This is a genomic window from Stenotrophomonas sp. YJH_SMC_12-1, from assembly GCF_059370935.1.
Window position 1 is genome coordinate 87,881 of sequence record NZ_JCAFUD010000008.1, and the last position, 13,625, is coordinate 101,505.

General features: G+C 66.0%; 23 protein-coding genes and 1 tRNA gene. All 24 read right to left on the reverse strand.

Going from position 1 to position 13,625, the window contains the following annotated elements:
* Window positions 1-48: 48 nt before the first annotated feature.
* Window positions 49-402: a tail completion protein gp17 gene (gp17, locus tag AC5P8Y_RS15515; RefSeq protein ID WP_495202059.1), complete on the reverse strand. Its 354-nt coding sequence runs from the start codon at window positions 400-402 to the stop codon at window positions 49-51.
* Window positions 402-890 carry a hypothetical protein gene (locus AC5P8Y_RS15520; protein ID WP_495202060.1) on the reverse strand — a complete coding sequence of 163 codons (489 nt, stop codon included), beginning with the start codon at window positions 888-890 and terminating at the stop codon, window positions 402-404. Before AC5P8Y_RS15520 ends, gp17 begins: the two co-directional genes overlap by 1 nt.
* Window positions 887-1,567: a glycosyltransferase family A protein gene (locus tag AC5P8Y_RS15525; RefSeq protein WP_495202061.1), complete on the reverse strand. Its 681-nt coding sequence runs from the start codon at window positions 1,565-1,567 to the stop codon at window positions 887-889. Before AC5P8Y_RS15525 ends, AC5P8Y_RS15520 begins: the two co-directional genes overlap by 4 nt.
* Window positions 1,561-2,118 (reverse strand): methyltransferase domain-containing protein, encoded by a 558-nt coding sequence (locus tag AC5P8Y_RS15530; protein WP_495202062.1) that lies wholly within the window; start codon window positions 2,116-2,118, stop codon window positions 1,561-1,563. The genes AC5P8Y_RS15525 and AC5P8Y_RS15530 overlap by 7 nt, the downstream gene beginning before the upstream one ends.
* On the reverse strand, window positions 2,099-2,602 hold the full coding sequence (locus tag AC5P8Y_RS15535; protein WP_495202063.1) for a hypothetical protein: 504 nt from the start codon (window positions 2,600-2,602) through the stop codon (window positions 2,099-2,101). The genes AC5P8Y_RS15530 and AC5P8Y_RS15535 overlap by 20 nt, the downstream gene beginning before the upstream one ends.
* Window positions 2,599-2,940 (reverse strand): phage head closure protein, encoded by a 342-nt coding sequence (locus tag AC5P8Y_RS15540; protein ID WP_495202064.1) that lies wholly within the window; start codon window positions 2,938-2,940, stop codon window positions 2,599-2,601. Before AC5P8Y_RS15540 ends, AC5P8Y_RS15535 begins: the two co-directional genes overlap by 4 nt.
* Window positions 2,940-3,335 carry a head-tail connector protein gene (locus tag AC5P8Y_RS15545; RefSeq protein ID WP_088497105.1) on the reverse strand — a complete coding sequence of 132 codons (396 nt, stop codon included), beginning with the start codon at window positions 3,333-3,335 and terminating at the stop codon, window positions 2,940-2,942. Before AC5P8Y_RS15545 ends, AC5P8Y_RS15540 begins: the two co-directional genes overlap by 1 nt.
* Window positions 3,328-4,194, reverse strand: coding sequence for a hypothetical protein (locus AC5P8Y_RS15550; protein ID WP_495202065.1), 867 nt, complete (start codon window positions 4,192-4,194; stop codon window positions 3,328-3,330). Before AC5P8Y_RS15550 ends, AC5P8Y_RS15545 begins: the two co-directional genes overlap by 8 nt.
* Window positions 4,187-5,626 (reverse strand): phage portal protein, encoded by a 1,440-nt coding sequence (locus tag AC5P8Y_RS15555; RefSeq protein ID WP_495202066.1) that lies wholly within the window; start codon window positions 5,624-5,626, stop codon window positions 4,187-4,189. Before AC5P8Y_RS15555 ends, AC5P8Y_RS15550 begins: the two co-directional genes overlap by 8 nt.
* Window positions 5,623-5,850, reverse strand: a complete 228-nt coding sequence (locus AC5P8Y_RS15560; RefSeq protein WP_495202067.1) for a hypothetical protein — start codon at window positions 5,848-5,850, stop codon at window positions 5,623-5,625. Before AC5P8Y_RS15560 ends, AC5P8Y_RS15555 begins: the two co-directional genes overlap by 4 nt.
* Window positions 5,851-5,907: 57 nt before the next feature.
* Window positions 5,908-7,323: a phage major capsid protein gene (locus AC5P8Y_RS15565; RefSeq protein ID WP_197644483.1), complete on the reverse strand. Its 1,416-nt coding sequence runs from the start codon at window positions 7,321-7,323 to the stop codon at window positions 5,908-5,910.
* A 111-nt stretch (window positions 7,324-7,434) separates the two neighbouring features.
* Entirely contained in the window at window positions 7,435-8,007 is a 573-nt protein-coding gene (locus AC5P8Y_RS15570; RefSeq protein WP_495202068.1) for an HK97 family phage prohead protease, read from the reverse strand.
* Window positions 8,004-9,692 (reverse strand): terminase TerL endonuclease subunit, encoded by a 1,689-nt coding sequence (locus AC5P8Y_RS15575; protein WP_495202069.1) that lies wholly within the window; start codon window positions 9,690-9,692, stop codon window positions 8,004-8,006. Before AC5P8Y_RS15575 ends, AC5P8Y_RS15570 begins: the two co-directional genes overlap by 4 nt.
* The gene (locus tag AC5P8Y_RS15580) at window positions 9,689-10,111 is read right to left on the reverse strand and encodes a hypothetical protein (RefSeq protein ID WP_065177534.1); all 423 of its coding nucleotides are present in this window, start codon (window positions 10,109-10,111) and stop codon (window positions 9,689-9,691) included. The genes AC5P8Y_RS15575 and AC5P8Y_RS15580 overlap by 4 nt, the downstream gene beginning before the upstream one ends.
* 186 nt (window positions 10,112-10,297) lie before the next feature.
* Complete coding sequence (locus AC5P8Y_RS15585; RefSeq protein ID WP_216358876.1) at window positions 10,298-10,489, reverse strand: HNH endonuclease; 192 nt, start codon at window positions 10,487-10,489, stop codon at window positions 10,298-10,300.
* Window positions 10,490-10,620: 131 nt separating this feature from the next.
* Complete coding sequence (locus AC5P8Y_RS15590; protein WP_242898946.1) at window positions 10,621-10,821, reverse strand: hypothetical protein; 201 nt, start codon at window positions 10,819-10,821, stop codon at window positions 10,621-10,623.
* The gene (lysC, locus tag AC5P8Y_RS15595; RefSeq protein ID WP_242898947.1) at window positions 10,818-11,120 is read right to left on the reverse strand and encodes an Rz1-like lysis system protein LysC; all 303 of its coding nucleotides are present in this window, start codon (window positions 11,118-11,120) and stop codon (window positions 10,818-10,820) included. Before lysC ends, AC5P8Y_RS15590 begins: the two co-directional genes overlap by 4 nt.
* Window positions 11,096-11,530, reverse strand: a complete 435-nt coding sequence (locus AC5P8Y_RS15600) for a hypothetical protein (protein ID WP_242898948.1) — start codon at window positions 11,528-11,530, stop codon at window positions 11,096-11,098. Before AC5P8Y_RS15600 ends, lysC begins: the two co-directional genes overlap by 25 nt.
* Window positions 11,517-11,783, reverse strand: coding sequence for a DUF7940 domain-containing protein (locus tag AC5P8Y_RS15605; RefSeq protein ID WP_242898949.1), 267 nt, complete (start codon window positions 11,781-11,783; stop codon window positions 11,517-11,519). The genes AC5P8Y_RS15600 and AC5P8Y_RS15605 overlap by 14 nt, the downstream gene beginning before the upstream one ends.
* A gap of 5 nt (window positions 11,784-11,788) precedes the next feature.
* Window positions 11,789-12,100, reverse strand: a complete 312-nt coding sequence (locus AC5P8Y_RS15610) for a hypothetical protein (protein ID WP_187576201.1) — start codon at window positions 12,098-12,100, stop codon at window positions 11,789-11,791.
* Between the two features lie 2 nt (window positions 12,101-12,102).
* Window positions 12,103-12,603: a hypothetical protein gene (locus AC5P8Y_RS15615; protein ID WP_242898950.1), complete on the reverse strand. Its 501-nt coding sequence runs from the start codon at window positions 12,601-12,603 to the stop codon at window positions 12,103-12,105.
* 84 nt (window positions 12,604-12,687) lie between these two features.
* Window positions 12,688-12,765, reverse strand: a tRNA-Met gene (locus AC5P8Y_RS15620).
* A gap of 78 nt (window positions 12,766-12,843) precedes the next feature.
* Window positions 12,844-13,227 carry a GIY-YIG nuclease family protein gene (locus AC5P8Y_RS15625; RefSeq protein WP_242898951.1) on the reverse strand — a complete coding sequence of 128 codons (384 nt, stop codon included), beginning with the start codon at window positions 13,225-13,227 and terminating at the stop codon, window positions 12,844-12,846.
* Entirely contained in the window at window positions 13,224-13,619 is a 396-nt protein-coding gene (locus AC5P8Y_RS15630) for a hypothetical protein (protein WP_065197438.1), read from the reverse strand. Before AC5P8Y_RS15630 ends, AC5P8Y_RS15625 begins: the two co-directional genes overlap by 4 nt.
* Between the last annotated feature and the right edge of the window lie 6 nt (window positions 13,620-13,625).

The window sequence follows — 13,625 nt, forward strand, 5'->3', positions numbered from 1 at the left end:
GTCAAAGAAAAACCGCCTCGCGGCGGCCGTTGGGGTGATGCCAGCGGCTCAGCGCTGGTCGATGAAGTCGGCCTCAATGCCGACCCGGTAAAGCTTCGTGTCAGGGTCGCGGCTGTTGATCACTACCCGGTTGCAGATCAGGCCGGCGTCCAGTGCCCCGCGAACAGCCAGCGCCAGTTGCTCTGCGCCGGCATCGGTAGCGTGGTAGCAGTCCAGCTGCACCGTGGTGAAGTCGCCACCAGGCGCACTGCTCAGATTGTCGAAAGGCTGCCCGCTGATGATCTGCCAAGTGATGTAAGGGCGGGTCTCGGTCTGGGATACCTCGCCATGCCGGCCAATGCGTGTATCAACGATCGCGGCAACTGCCGGCGTCCGGACGGTACGGTAGACCTTGGGGAACATCAGCGGCCTCCCCGGTTCTGTTGAGCCAGCTTCGCCACCAGGCGATCAATCCTCACGGTCAGGTCGCCGACCACCAGGTTGATCGTTTCCTCTCCGCGCTCGTTCACCGTTCGACGGATGAATGAGCGGGCAGGCTGGTGCACCGATCCGTACTCCTTCAGCTGTGCCGACTTCAGAGTGCTGACCTGCTCACCCTTGCGGCCCGGATACATCCTCCGCTTGATCCGGACTAGGTAGCGCTCGCCGTTGCCGTCGCTGGGCGCCTTACCGCGCGTGGCGATGATGTTCTGCGCCAGCAGGCCGGTGGAGTCGTCGCCAGGTTCGAGCACCGCCTGCAGGTTCTGGCGCTCCTTGTCCCGCAGGAACCGCGCGCCTTTGGCCAGCGCCAACTTCACCGGGCCGCCCTTCTTGCTCACGACCTCGGCCGGAAGGCTGCTGAGGGTACGGATGATCCCAGGGATTCCGGTGATGTTGAACTCGACTTTCACAGGTACACCTCTGCGTCCTCACCGACCCAATTCCGAAGCAAGGCACCACAGGGATCAGCTTCACCATTGAAATCCGGGTCATGCCCCATCCCTATGCCACCGCGACCCGGCAGACCCTTGATGCCCACGACACGGTGGCCACCGAACAGCCGGCGGCCACGCGGCCGGCGCCACAGCTCCAGGTCGATGAACTTCGGCCGTGATCGGCAGGCGTCGGCGAAATCGCGGAGCGCAGCACCGCGCATCGCGGTGCTGCACAGGCTGGCGTGACCGGTGTTGGCCAACTGCCGGCCGCGCCGCTGCTCCACGTTGTAGTAACGAGCGCGGTGCTCGCCCACCAGCTCGGCATGCTCCAACTCTGCGGCGATCGTGGTCAGCCAGTCAGGCGCATACCAGTCATCGTCCTCGATGATCACCAGCCGCTCTTCCGGACCAACCGCAGCCAGCCCCTTCAGCAGGTTTCGAGCCTGCGTGTTCTGCCCGGGCGCCCAGTGTGGCGAAGGGCGCACCAGGACCAACTGCCAACCATCGCGCCGGAAGGTTACCGGCTGCGGATCCGCGCCGTCGTCCACGATGATCCAGCGGACGGGGCCGGAGTAGTCCTGCCTGGCCATCCAGCGCTCGCACAGCGCCCAGGCAGCCGGCCGGGCGCCGGTGGCCGTGAGCAGCGTCAGCATCGCGCCACCGCGAAGGTGTGCATCGGCAGCCGCCGGCGGGCCACACCGCGCTCACCGTGGTCGTTCAGTTCGATTGGCACCTCGCCGGCGTACTCGGTCACGATGTCGCTAAAGCCGGCATCGGCCAGCAGCAGCCGCAGGCCGCTCTGGCTGTAGCGGTAGTAGTCGTCTGGGTAACCGTGCTCCGGGAACGCGAACAGCGTGGTGATCACCAGCAGGCCACCGGGCTGCAGCACTCGGCGAAGCTCCGGCAGTGCCAGCCAAGGCCGGGCCACGTGCTCCAGCACCTCGGAGCACACGATGCCGCTGAAGCGCCTGGACCATTCCGCCGGCAGGTCGTGGATGTCGGCCACCTGGTCGACGCCCTCGCCCGCCTGCATGTCGATGCCGGTCCACTGCCCATTGGCCAGGTCACGGTTGGTGCACCACCAAGCTGCCGGGTCATGGATGCGGCTGCCGACCTCCAGCACGTCATCTCCCAGGGCGCCGGCATGGCGCTCGATGTACGCGCGGATGCGCCCGCGCACCGAGTTAAGCGGCAGTCTGTTCATCGAAATCGAAGCACCTGAGCGCTGAGCCGGCCGTGCAGTTCACGACGCGGACGTGGGGGTTCTGGCTCGCCCATAGGGCGAACTGTTGCTTGTGAATCTCACGACGGTGCGGCGCCGTGTTGGTCAGGCCGTTGGAGTACGGCCCGAAAAAGTGGCTGCCGTGCATATCAAAGCCGTGCAGGCGAACTAGCGTCGCGCCCAGGTGGGCGGCAACCGCCAGCGCCAGCACGCCGCTGTTCCAGTTGGTCAGTGCCGCGGGCAGCTGGATAACGCCGCCGATCCTGTGGCTGCTGTAACGCGCTCCAGCGAACTGCCGCGCCTCCGGGTACTTGTCCCACCACTGCCGATCGCTGGCCGCCAGGAACTCCGCCCACGGCGCCAGCTCGAAGGCATTGCTGACCACGCCAACGCGGCGCCCGCGCAGGCGCTCGGCCAAGCTTGCCGATGCGCTCGGGCCTGGTCCAAGAAGGTCGATCTCGATCATTGGCCGTCGTTGACCCCGGCCGAGACGGGAATGGTGATGTACTCCAGCCCCGAAGCCTTGTCCGGCAGCAGGCCGGCAATGTTGAAGATCTCGCCGCGATGGATCAGGCGCATCGACGCCAGCAGACCGTCGCGGTAGCGCATCGTGATGCGTGCCGTGACCGCCGATTGTGTCTGCCCGGACTGGATGAACTCTCGGGCGGACAGCGGCTCGACAGACGCCCATACGGTGGCCACGTCGACCCACGCCGTCTGCTCGATACCATCGCTGTCCCTGCTCGTCACCTGCTGCTGGATCAGCACCCGGTGCCGCATGGTTCCGCTGGCAACGTTGCTCATCAGGCCACCGTCGTGCGCCGCAGCGGCGCCAGCTGTGCGGTGGCGGCCTTCGACAGAACGTAGCCGTGGCCAGCGTCGGCCGGCACCACGTTGTCACCCTCGCCTTCGCGGAAGCGGTACTGCGAGGCCAGCTCCAGCAGCGTCGCGGCGATCACCGAAGGGTGCAGGATCGGCTCGCCACTGCTGTCCTCGGCCGGCACAGGCCGGCCTGCGCTGTCACGGACCAGTTCCCCATCAGAGTCGCGCTGCAGCACGTACAGGCGCCACTCCTGCTTCAGCCACGCTGCCACAGACTCGGACACGGCCGGAATCCAGATGGCCAGCCAGCGGTCATCAGCGTCACTGTCGATGCGCATCTGCTCGCGGGCGTCCGCCGGGGTGACGAACTCACGCATGGCTGCCACCCAGCTGCACGGGCTCGGCCGGAACGCGCACGCTCTTGCCGTCCTTGCCGTCGCGCCCCTTGCGTGCGCCCAGCGCCCAGTCCTGATCGTTCTCCAGGCAGGGCTTCGACGCATTGCTCCGCTTGGCGATCCACAGCGCGCCGTCGTGGGTGATCGATTCGCCCGCTTTCACGCCCAGGCCTTCGCGCCAGAAGCCGCGGTGCACCATGTAGGGCAGCACGAACTCCTTTCGGCGGTCGCCGGCACCCAGCGTGATGACGAAGCCACGCTCGGCGTCGTAGCCGCCGGTGGCTGTCTCGAAGCTGAGGCCGTCTTGGCCATCCTCACCAACGACCTTGCCCAGCCTGATCGCCTCGCCCTTCGTGGTGGTGATCACCAGCTCGCCGGCGCGATCGATTATGGCGCCGGCCAGGCCGACACCGTCGGCGCCGGCCTGCGGCGGGTTCTCGGTCAGGTGCTTGGCCACCGCCGCAGCCAGCTGCTGCTCGGTGACCGGATCCGCGTCCCTACCGTCCTTCGGCACCGGAAGCGCGTCGACAGCGGCCTTCACCGTTGCCTCAATCACCGCGGGATCTGCGTCGCGGCCGTTCTGCACCGGGTTGGCTTCGAAGTGCTTCGAGACGGCATCGGCCGTGGCCACGTCGACCAGCGTCAGCAGACGCGGCGACTCCAGCAGCTTCGCCACGACCAGGTCGGCCAACGCATCGACGTCCACGGGCTCGGCGTCCAGGCCGGGGTCGCCCTTCTCCGGAGCCCGCTCGCGCAGCTCCTCCAGCTCCCGCTTCACCGGCGCAATCGCCTCACGGATCAGGCCGCCGATCTCCTTGCCGAAGTCGATGGGGTCAGTCATTGCGGAATACCTCAGCTCGCGCGGCGTGGAGGGCCTTCATCATGAAATTCTCCTGCTGCAGCGCGCGCAGTTCGTCGCTGTCGTCAGGCGGCGTGTCGTCGGCCTCGGCGGACGGCGCCACCGGTGCGGCCTCGGGCTCAGCCGTGATCTTGTTCTGCCGGACCTGGTCGAGCGGGAAGTCCTGCTGCTGCATGTAGACGGTGTCGCCACCCTCCAGCGGCGCCAGGTTGAAGGCCAGCCGCGCTTCGTTCGGTGTCTTGACGTTCCCGCTGACCAGCTTCGTCTCCACCTCGGCCTGCTTACCGACGTCCATGCGGAGGAGTGGCCCTAGATCCAGCTCGATACCCATCGGGCGGGTGGTGCCCAGACCTTCGTCCAAAAGCTCTTCGATGCCCTCGATGTGCGCCTGCAGCGCATCCGAGTAGTACAGCTGATTGATGTCGTCGACCTTCATGCCCGCAGGGATAGAGCCGATGCCGATCTTGAAGGGTGGGATGCCGAACGGCTGGCACACCTGCTCGTCGGAGTAGCGCATCTGCTCGACCAGCTGCGAATCGGCTGCCTTGAACGCGAACGGCGTGAACTTCATGTCCGCGCCAACCACGGCCACCTTGCCCGCGTTCGAACCCTGGAAGCTGGTGTTCCAGTAATCCTTCACAGCCTGCGCGTCCTCGTCGGACATGCCTGCCGGTGCGGTCAGGATGCCGCCTGGATTGGCGCCGTTGGAGAAGAAGGTGGTCGAGTCCTTCAGGATCTTCAGGTTCTTCACCGCTGGCCAGTGCGCCGCACACAGCGGCGGCACACCGATCAGCTGGTGGTGGAAGCAGTTCATCCGGTCGTGGATGATCTCGCTGGCCGGCACGATCAGCTGGCTGCCCGGGTAAGCCTCCGGAAGCAGGTTCGTACCCGTGCTGTAATTGAGCTGGTAGAAGACCTCTCCGCTGTGGGAAACCATCGGCTGCACGCTGCAGGGATCGAGCACCCAGAGCCGGTTGACTACCTGGCGATTGTCGCGTCCCTTCAGGATGTACGTGTTGCCCTGGATCAGCTTGGACAGCATCCAGGCTGCACGGAACTGCTGCGCTGTCTGGTAGTTGTTGGGCTTGCGCAGGACCGGCCAATAGGCGGTGTTGCTCTTCTCGATCCGCCAGATCCCGTTCTCGTCCTCCGTCTTCAGCACGAACGGCAGCTTGCCGATGTCCGAGGCGATGCGGTTGAGACAGGCATACAACGTCGGATAGGTCAGGACCGTCGTCGCTCGCTCTTCCATGTTGCGCTGCCACGCACCCGTGAATGGCTCTTGCACGGTCAGGGTATGCCAGCTGTCCCGCCCCGGCGCGGCAACTACCGGCGACAACGATTTGAGGTAGTCGACGCCATGCCGGCGCACGCCAGCGGCTATGGCCAACTCCCGGGGCGAGAAACCGGTCATACGGATGCGTCCTTGTTCGGCTGGCCAGCCTTGGCTGCCGCCTTCTTGGCCTTCTTCTTCGCCTTTCCAGGCGCAGGCGCCTTGGCGCTCGAATTCGGCGCGACGGCCGATTGCGCAACCATGTCACGCCGCAGGTAGCCACCGCGCTGCTCCAGCGCCGCAGCAACACGATGATGCACGCTGATCATTCGGCCGCCGCGTCCGACGATATCGACCTTGCTCATGGGAACCTCGCAGTTCGGGGGGAGGTGGCGGGGCCCGAAGGCCCCGCCACGTGTCGGTTACGAGCTGGACGGAACCGAGCCGCTGCCCCAGTTCACGCGGGCCCAGGCGACAGCCTGCGCGCGGCGACGCTGCCAGTTGATGAAGCGCTCGACCAAGAAGGCCACGCTGTTGGTCTGCCACAGCGAGACAACCTGCTGCGCGGTCGGCGTGGTGCTGTTCATGGTCGGGGCGTCATCCATCACCAGCGATGCCTGGTCCGACATCGAAACCTGCAGGCCACCTTCGTCGCCCAGGAAGATCTCGTCGCCCTTGATCAGCGCGATGACCGCACCGTCTTCATCGTCCGGCACATACGCCGAGACGAACGCAGGCAGGCCCAGGAAGGTGCCACCGGTGAAGTTGATGCCCGGGAACTCCGAAGCACCCAGCGGGTTGACCATCAGCGACAGCGCGATCGCGGTGCGCTCCGACATCGCCCAGAACGAGCCCGCCAGCGACAGGTTCGAGCCAGCGATGGCATTCATGAGCGCCGCAGCGCCAGCGCGGATCGAGTCCGGATCGCTGCCGGCCGGCACCGTGGTCGCCGGTACACCATTCAGGATCGAAGCCGGTGCCTCGTCGGCGACGGCCGCTGCATCCGGATCGATGAACTGCGTGTCGATGGTCTGATTGACCGCCCGGCCCAGCTCGTCGCGCAGCAGCGCATCGGCCGCCGGCGTGGCGCGCATCATGGTTTCCTTGGTCGCGGCAGCGATCGCGGCCACCTTCAGCGGGGTCAGCTTCGCACGGGTGTACGACCACTTGGTCAGAGGCTTTGCAGCGCCTTCCTTGACCCACTTGGCCGTGCCAGCCGACCCCTGCACCAGCACCGGGGTATCGAACGGCAGGTTGCGCAGGCGTTGGGAGACCTGGCCCAGCAGCGAACGCGGACGCAGCCACTCGACGAAGTCGGCGAAGGCCACGCCGCCATCGGTGATCAGGTTTCCGGCCCAGGTCGCGTTGCCGGTACTGGCAGCCTGCACCGCGGCCTTCTCCTGGATGATGCCGTGCAGGCGCTCATCGTTCGGGTAGATGGCGCGCGCCACGTCCAGCGGATTCTGGTGGTGGACATGCGACACGGCCAGGCAGCGGGCCATACGCGCGAAGCCGATGCCTGCGTCGGTCTTGTCGACCGTCTTCAGCTGTGCCGGTTCCAGGGCACGGCCTTCGGCGCCGACGGTAGCCGAGCCCTGCGCCTTGACGATGGTCGCAACGGTGGTGGCCGACTTGGCCTGGATCGCCTGCAGGTGCTCGTAGCGCTCGATGTCGCCATCCAGCGAGGTGATCTGGCTTTTCAGCGAGTCGAACTCCTCCTGTTCGCCGGTGTTCAGTGAGCGCTGCTCGTCAGCCGGCTTCTTCATGACGGCGGAGAGCTGCTTTTCCAGCTCAGCACGGGTAGCGCGGAGCTTTTCCAGCTGTTCTGCGATGTTCATTTTCGGGATCTCTTTTGTGGGCGCAGCCGTTCGGCCCGGGTTCCACGCCGGGCGGTGCCTGCAGATGATGGGAAGCGGGTTCCACCCCGCAGGGCCGTCAGGCCCGGTGCTTCAGTGCAGCAACTTCACCGCGCCGTCGGCCGGTCGTTCGACCCTTGCCGCCTGGCGCTGGATGAGGGGAACGCCGTAGTTCGCAGAGCGGCGGCCGCCGGTCGTGTCCATGGCCTTGATCGTCTGGATGGTCGCCGCGGCGTTGGCTGGGATGGTGACCAGGGAAAGCTCGTAGATCTCGGTCTCGGTAAACCGGATACCGCCGCCTTCCATGTAGCTGTACTCCAGCGCGCGGAAGCCGATCGACACGCCGCGCACCAGCTTCTCCTTCACCGACTGCCAGGCCAGATCACAGAGGTCCTTCAAGGCGCCAGCAGTGGCGATCTTCGCCACGCTCGCCGTGAACGGGATGCCCTTCGCCGTCGGCTTGCCGAACTTCACGATGCCCACCGGGCTGTCGTGGCGGTGCTGCCACAGCAGCGGAAGCTCGGCCGCGAACTTTGCGCCCAGTGGCTCGACGACATCGCCGTAGCGATCCGGCTCCGGCGTGGTCGCCCAGCCGGTGATGATCTGCTGGTCGTCGTCGTAGTCCTTCACCTCCAGCAAGCTGTAGGCGCGGTTTTCATTCTTCATCGGCTTCCACCCACGGTCATGAGGACGAGTTTCTTGTTCTTCGGCTCGGGGTTCCGAGACATCAGCTCCACGGCATTCATCGCCGCCATCAGCGGGTCGATCTTCCCTACCCCGCTGGCTGCCTTGGTCACATACAGGGCGTTCTTCGACGCCTCGACCTTGGCATTGCCCACGCACCAATCCATCAGCCGCGAGCCGTCATGCGTAAGCAGGCCATCGGCCAGCCAACGCTCGAATACCTTGCAGGTGCCGGTCAGCTGCCAGCCCTGCCGGATGCCCACGATCAGATCGGCATCGATCTTCTCGGCGGCCAGCGCGTCCAGCACCGTGCCCAGGCCGGAAGGGTCGACACCGATCCCGGCCAGCAGCCGGGCCTTGGCCACCCGCTTCACCATCGCCGCCATCTCGCGCAGGTCCGTCGCGCCTTCTTCTTCCTCGACGCCGACCATCAGGTGCCCGTCAGCCTTGAAATCCTCGTAGCGGGCCTCTTCGCTCTTCCGGCGCTTCAGCGCCTTGGGATGGGCGAATGCCCGGCTCAGCAGCAGCTTCCGCTTGGTGTGCTTGTCCCTGCCGCAGAACGACAGGCCGAGCAGGTCATCCAGTCCGCCGCCATCGATGCCGACCGTGATCGCATCGCAACGGCTGATCATCCCGTCCAGGGTGATCCGCTTGTCCGCCTGCACCTCCCAGAACTCGGCGCCGGCCCAGCTCCCTTGGTGCAGTGCCACACCGATCTGCACGTTGAGGTGCTGAGAGGCCCAGCTGCGCAGCTCGGCCTCGCTGGTCCCCACCGCGTCGTCGAACTCCTCCACCATCCGCTCCAGCGTGATGGCCCGGCCGATGTTCGGGTTCAGCAGCGGCCACAGCTGCGGGTCCTTCCACCGCTGATCCTTTGACTCCTGCAACTCCTGCGGGAACTCGAACAGCACCGGCAGCATCTTGCCGACCCGCTTGCCGTCACGGATGTCGCGGGCCTTCTGCAGCTCATCGGCGAACACCCCTACAGGCTGTTCATCGCTCTGCGTGGTGATGAACCACAGGAACGCTTCCGGGTACGGCACCATGCCGCCGCGGATCTGCCGCAGCGCCTGCGGCGCCTTCGACTTCTTCGCGCAGACGTGCAGCTCATCGATCAGCGCCCCGCCCGACACCTTGATTCCGGTCAGCACACCGGGGTCAAACGTCATGATCTCCAGTGAGGCCTTCGTCTCGCGGTGGATGATCGTCTTCAGGTGGTGGCGGATGTGGAACTTGGCATCCAACACCGGGTCCAGCTCGATCGCGCCGGCGGCGGCGTCGAACGCCAGCTGCGCCGTGTCCTGCACCGGTGCCGTCATCAGGAACGTCGCGCGCGGGCGCTTGTTGAGCAGCACCGCAGTGACCATGCCCAGCGCGCCGAACGTGGTCTTCGCGTTCTTCTTTGGCACCAGGGCGAACAGGTCGCGAATCTCGCGCTGTCCGGTCGCCGGGTCCACCGCACCGAACATGCAGCGGACCACTTCCTGGAACCACTCACCACCTGCTTCCGCCACCGTCGGCGTGCCCGGCACATCGGCCAGCCGCAGACGTCCGAAGATCGCTGCGGCACGCTCGGCCTGATCGGTCCACAGCGGCAGGTTGCCGACCGGGACCTGCCCAGCCTGTAGACGCTCCCACCAGTCCCGGCAGGAGAGATCCCAGCTCACTTACCCGCTGCCCGATGGATGGGTGTGACGTTCTCGCCCAGCAGCCCTTCCCACCCGGTACCGACCTCGGCACCCACCGCCTTCGCGTTTGCCTGGGCCTTCTTCCCTTCCGGCTTCGGAGCTTCCGGCGCCTGTTGCTCAGGTGCTGCCGGCGCCACTTCGAACTCCGGCGAGTGCTGCAGGTACAGCCTGGCCGCCGACGTATTGCCCTTCTTGGTTGCCGACCGGAAGGCCACCGCGAGCACCTCCATTCGCTTCAGGGACGCGCCCGAGGAAAGCTCGGTGGCGTAGTGCTTGCGCAGGGTTGGGATGGTGATGCCCAGCGCGTTGGCGATCTCTTCGTGCCGCATGCCGCCACCGGCAGCGACGGCAACCTTCAGCTGCGTGGCCTTGGTCGGCTTGTGTGCGGGTCGTGCCATGTCGGATCAGCCGTTATTTGCTCTGGAAAGTGCTCCGGTGAAATCTCCGGGGCGAGAAAAAAACCTCTGAATGAGTGGGCGGCGGGTGTCCGTGGCAAAGGGCATGAAGTTTTCTCCCTCCCCCCCGGGCCTATTCCCACCGATGTGAAACAGCCGTCGCGTCGCGTTTGGTTCCACGCGATCCGTTCAACGGCGTGCCGCACCTCGCCTTGCCTCTGCCTGGGTCTTCACCCCATGGCATTCGGTGCAGATCGCCTGCAGGTTCGTCTCGTCATCGCTGCCGCCCTCGGCCACGTTGACGATGTGATCCACCTCAGTGGCTTCGGTGACGCGTCCCTGCTGCTTGCAGGGCTGACATAGGTACTGGTCTCGCTGCATGACTGCGTCGCGCTTCCTACGCCATGGCCTGCCGCCCCTACCCTTGCCGTAGCTGGGTGCCACCGGTGCGGTCGGCCTCAGCCTGCTGGGCGCGCTGGCGATGCGCGGAGCAAGGGTGGTGACCCTCGCCATCAGGCGAGGCTCTGCGACTGGTCGCGCTCGCCGGGCACCAGCTCACCGTCCAGGCTGCGGGCTGGCTCTTCCTGCCCTTCCTCTCCCTCAGCTGCCAGTGCCGCCAAGAGGGCATCGACCTTCTCTTCGAGCCGGGCGGTGGCCTGGCGCTGCTCTTCCTGCTGCAGCTCGATGCGGCGAAGGCGGTCGGAAAGGCTCACGGCTTCACCTGCTTCTGGTCGCCGGCCGGGGCCAGCTTCTCGATGGCGTCCAGCTGGCTGTTGCACTGCTCCAGGCTCAGGACGTTGGCGTTGTAGGCCGACACCACGCTCTCGATGGTCCGCTGACTGGCCCGCTTCACGGGGCAACGGGAGGTCAGCGCCGCCGGCACAGCAACCGTGCGCTCCACCGGGACATACACCACCTTGGGCAGGTCAGGCTTCTCGGCCTTGCTGCAGCTGCCGAACCCGCACAGCGGCAGGGCCGCTGCTAGGATCACAGCAACGGAATGGCGTCGCATAGGTTCTGCTCCAACTGCTGCCGGCATCCCGGCTGGGTCTTGGCCGCCTGCAGGGCCTGCTCGGCCTGGGTAGCGCGGCGCTGGCTCTGAGCTGCTGCCGCTTCAGCCCGGCGCGCAGCTTCGTTCGCTGCCGCCTTCTGACGGGCCGACTCGTCGATCGCCGCTTGGGTCTGCCGGTTCACCTCCTGCAGCAGCTGGCCGCAGGCGTTGGCCGCGCGCAGGTTCTCGTCGGAGTTGGCCTTGGCCTGATCGCGCTGCTTCTCGGCTGCGGCGATCAGGGCCTGGTCCTTCTTGCCGCGGTAATCCGACCCCAGCCGGGCCCCTATCAGCAGGACAGCTCCCACTGCGGCAACCCACAGCCCCACGCGGATCATGCCCACGTAGGGCCGCAGGGGGTCAGGGATCAGCATCGCCGCTGCTCAACTTGGGCTGCACGAAGATGCGGGACACCGCAGCAAGGAACGACGTGACGCCAGCCGATGCCAGGGCGCTGTAGGCCACGGTCTGCTTGAACCCGTCGTGCACCACCGGCAACCAGTCCGCCGGCAGCACCATGTATGCGCCGATGATCCCAAGCGCAGTGGCACTGATGATACCGGCCAGCAGCGACAGGCGCACCGACCAGAACCGCCAGAAGTGGCGCCGGTCGCTGGTGAGTTTCACGTTCTTCACTTCAGCCCCCTTAGCTGCTTCAGCTCGCGGATGTCGGACTTGTTCTGCTCGACCTGCACGGCCTGCTTGGCCAGTTCGAGCTTCAGCGCCGGGACGTCTGCCAGCTGGGTGTTCATGATCTGCAGCTGTTGCTGCAGGCCGGTGATCTGTTGGTTCGTTACCTGCTGCTGGGTCAGAACCGATTGCATGGAACCCACCAGCCAGTAGCCGATGCTGACGATGGCGCAGGCGATGACCAGGGCAATCCAACGCTCCACCGGGCCGAGGGAGATCTTGGTTCGGCCGTCCTGGCTCGGCTGGGCTTCCATCGTCACGCCCTCACCGCCTCAACCGCGGCGCGGTAGTTCCTCGGCCAACGGTCGATGTGCGGCTTGCCGGGACGCCAGGCGTCCAGGTACTGCCCCCAAGCCACCGAGACGTTGCCGATCGGCGGCAGGCGCTTGGGCAGCGTGAACAGCAGCAGGCGGGCGAACCCAGCGGCCAGGATGTCGTCCTGCTCCAGCTGGGCATACACGGCGGCCGGCGTAGCAGTGACCCCGCGCGCGCCGCACAGCAGCGCGGCCGCTGCCCGTGTCGACGGGTGGTTCAGCACCCCGCGCACTCCGCCGCCCTGTTCGAACTGCCACAGGCCACGAGCCGGACCCTTCACCTGTCGGCGATGGGCCAGGCCAGATTCCTGCCCGGAGATGGCCAGCAGCATCACTCGCGCCTCGGGCGAGTCGTAGCGGGCGGCTCCCAGCAGTGCCAAGGCCGGGACGACCACGTGTTGCAGGCACTGCGCCGCCGTCATCGGCAGCGGTTGCTGTGACATGGGTGGATCTCCGGCGATAGGGTGCCCGTCACCGCAGCCCGGCAGGCTCGGCGAATGGGTCCGGTGAGGGTGGACGGGCGTAGGTGGTTGCGGGGCCCGGATTCGAACCGGGGACTTCCGGGTTATGAGCCCGGCGGCTTAGACCACTGGCCCACGCCCGCAGGAGACGATGCCCCGAAATGCAGAAGCCCCGGCGTTGGCCAGGGCTTCAGGGGGGACTTCTCGAATGGTGCCAAGTTTCTAGGCCACATTGTCTAGACGCAATACCTTGCACAACGACCGGATCGCATCGAGGCTCATGTGCTTCCACCGGGTTTCGCTCACGCCGAAATGCTTCACGACCAAGGCCGTTGCATCCTTCATCGCTTGCTTGTGGATGGGGTCAGACAGGTTCATGCGGAACCACTCACCCTGCGTGTGATAGGCGCGGAGCTGGTCATGGAACATGGCCTCAGCTGACCGAGCACCACGGGGTAGGTCCAGGTAGGCAACATCGGTGATCGGCATCGGGCAGCCGGTTTGCACGGCGCTGACCCGCGCAGCCAGATCGGTGGTCACCCCGATCTTGCAGAAGCTCTCACCACAGCAAGCGTCGGCGATCATCATGTATACGCGCATCTTCATGCTGCGTTCTCCTTCGAAAGTTGACCCATCACGAATGCCTTTGCAATGGCGAGATAGTCGTAGTAGGTCGGCCGCTTAATGTCGATACCCGCGCGCCGCAGGTTCTGCAGCTTCAGTTCCAGTGGCGCCGACTTCAGGAAGTACTCGCATCGCAGCGTCCGACCTGGTCGGATGTAGCCATACGCCTCCATGGCAAGCACTGCGGATTGGACTTCGTCCCCAGGCGTGTTGATGAGAATGCCGCGGTAGCCACCGGTACCCGGCACAAACCCTTGATGCTCAATCAGGGACTGAAGCAGGTTCCGGCTGGAGTAGCCGATGTGCTCGTACCGGCCACCGCCGTACTCTTCCGCCCACTGGATCAGGCGCGCTTCGAGCTGCTTCTTATCCATGGGTCA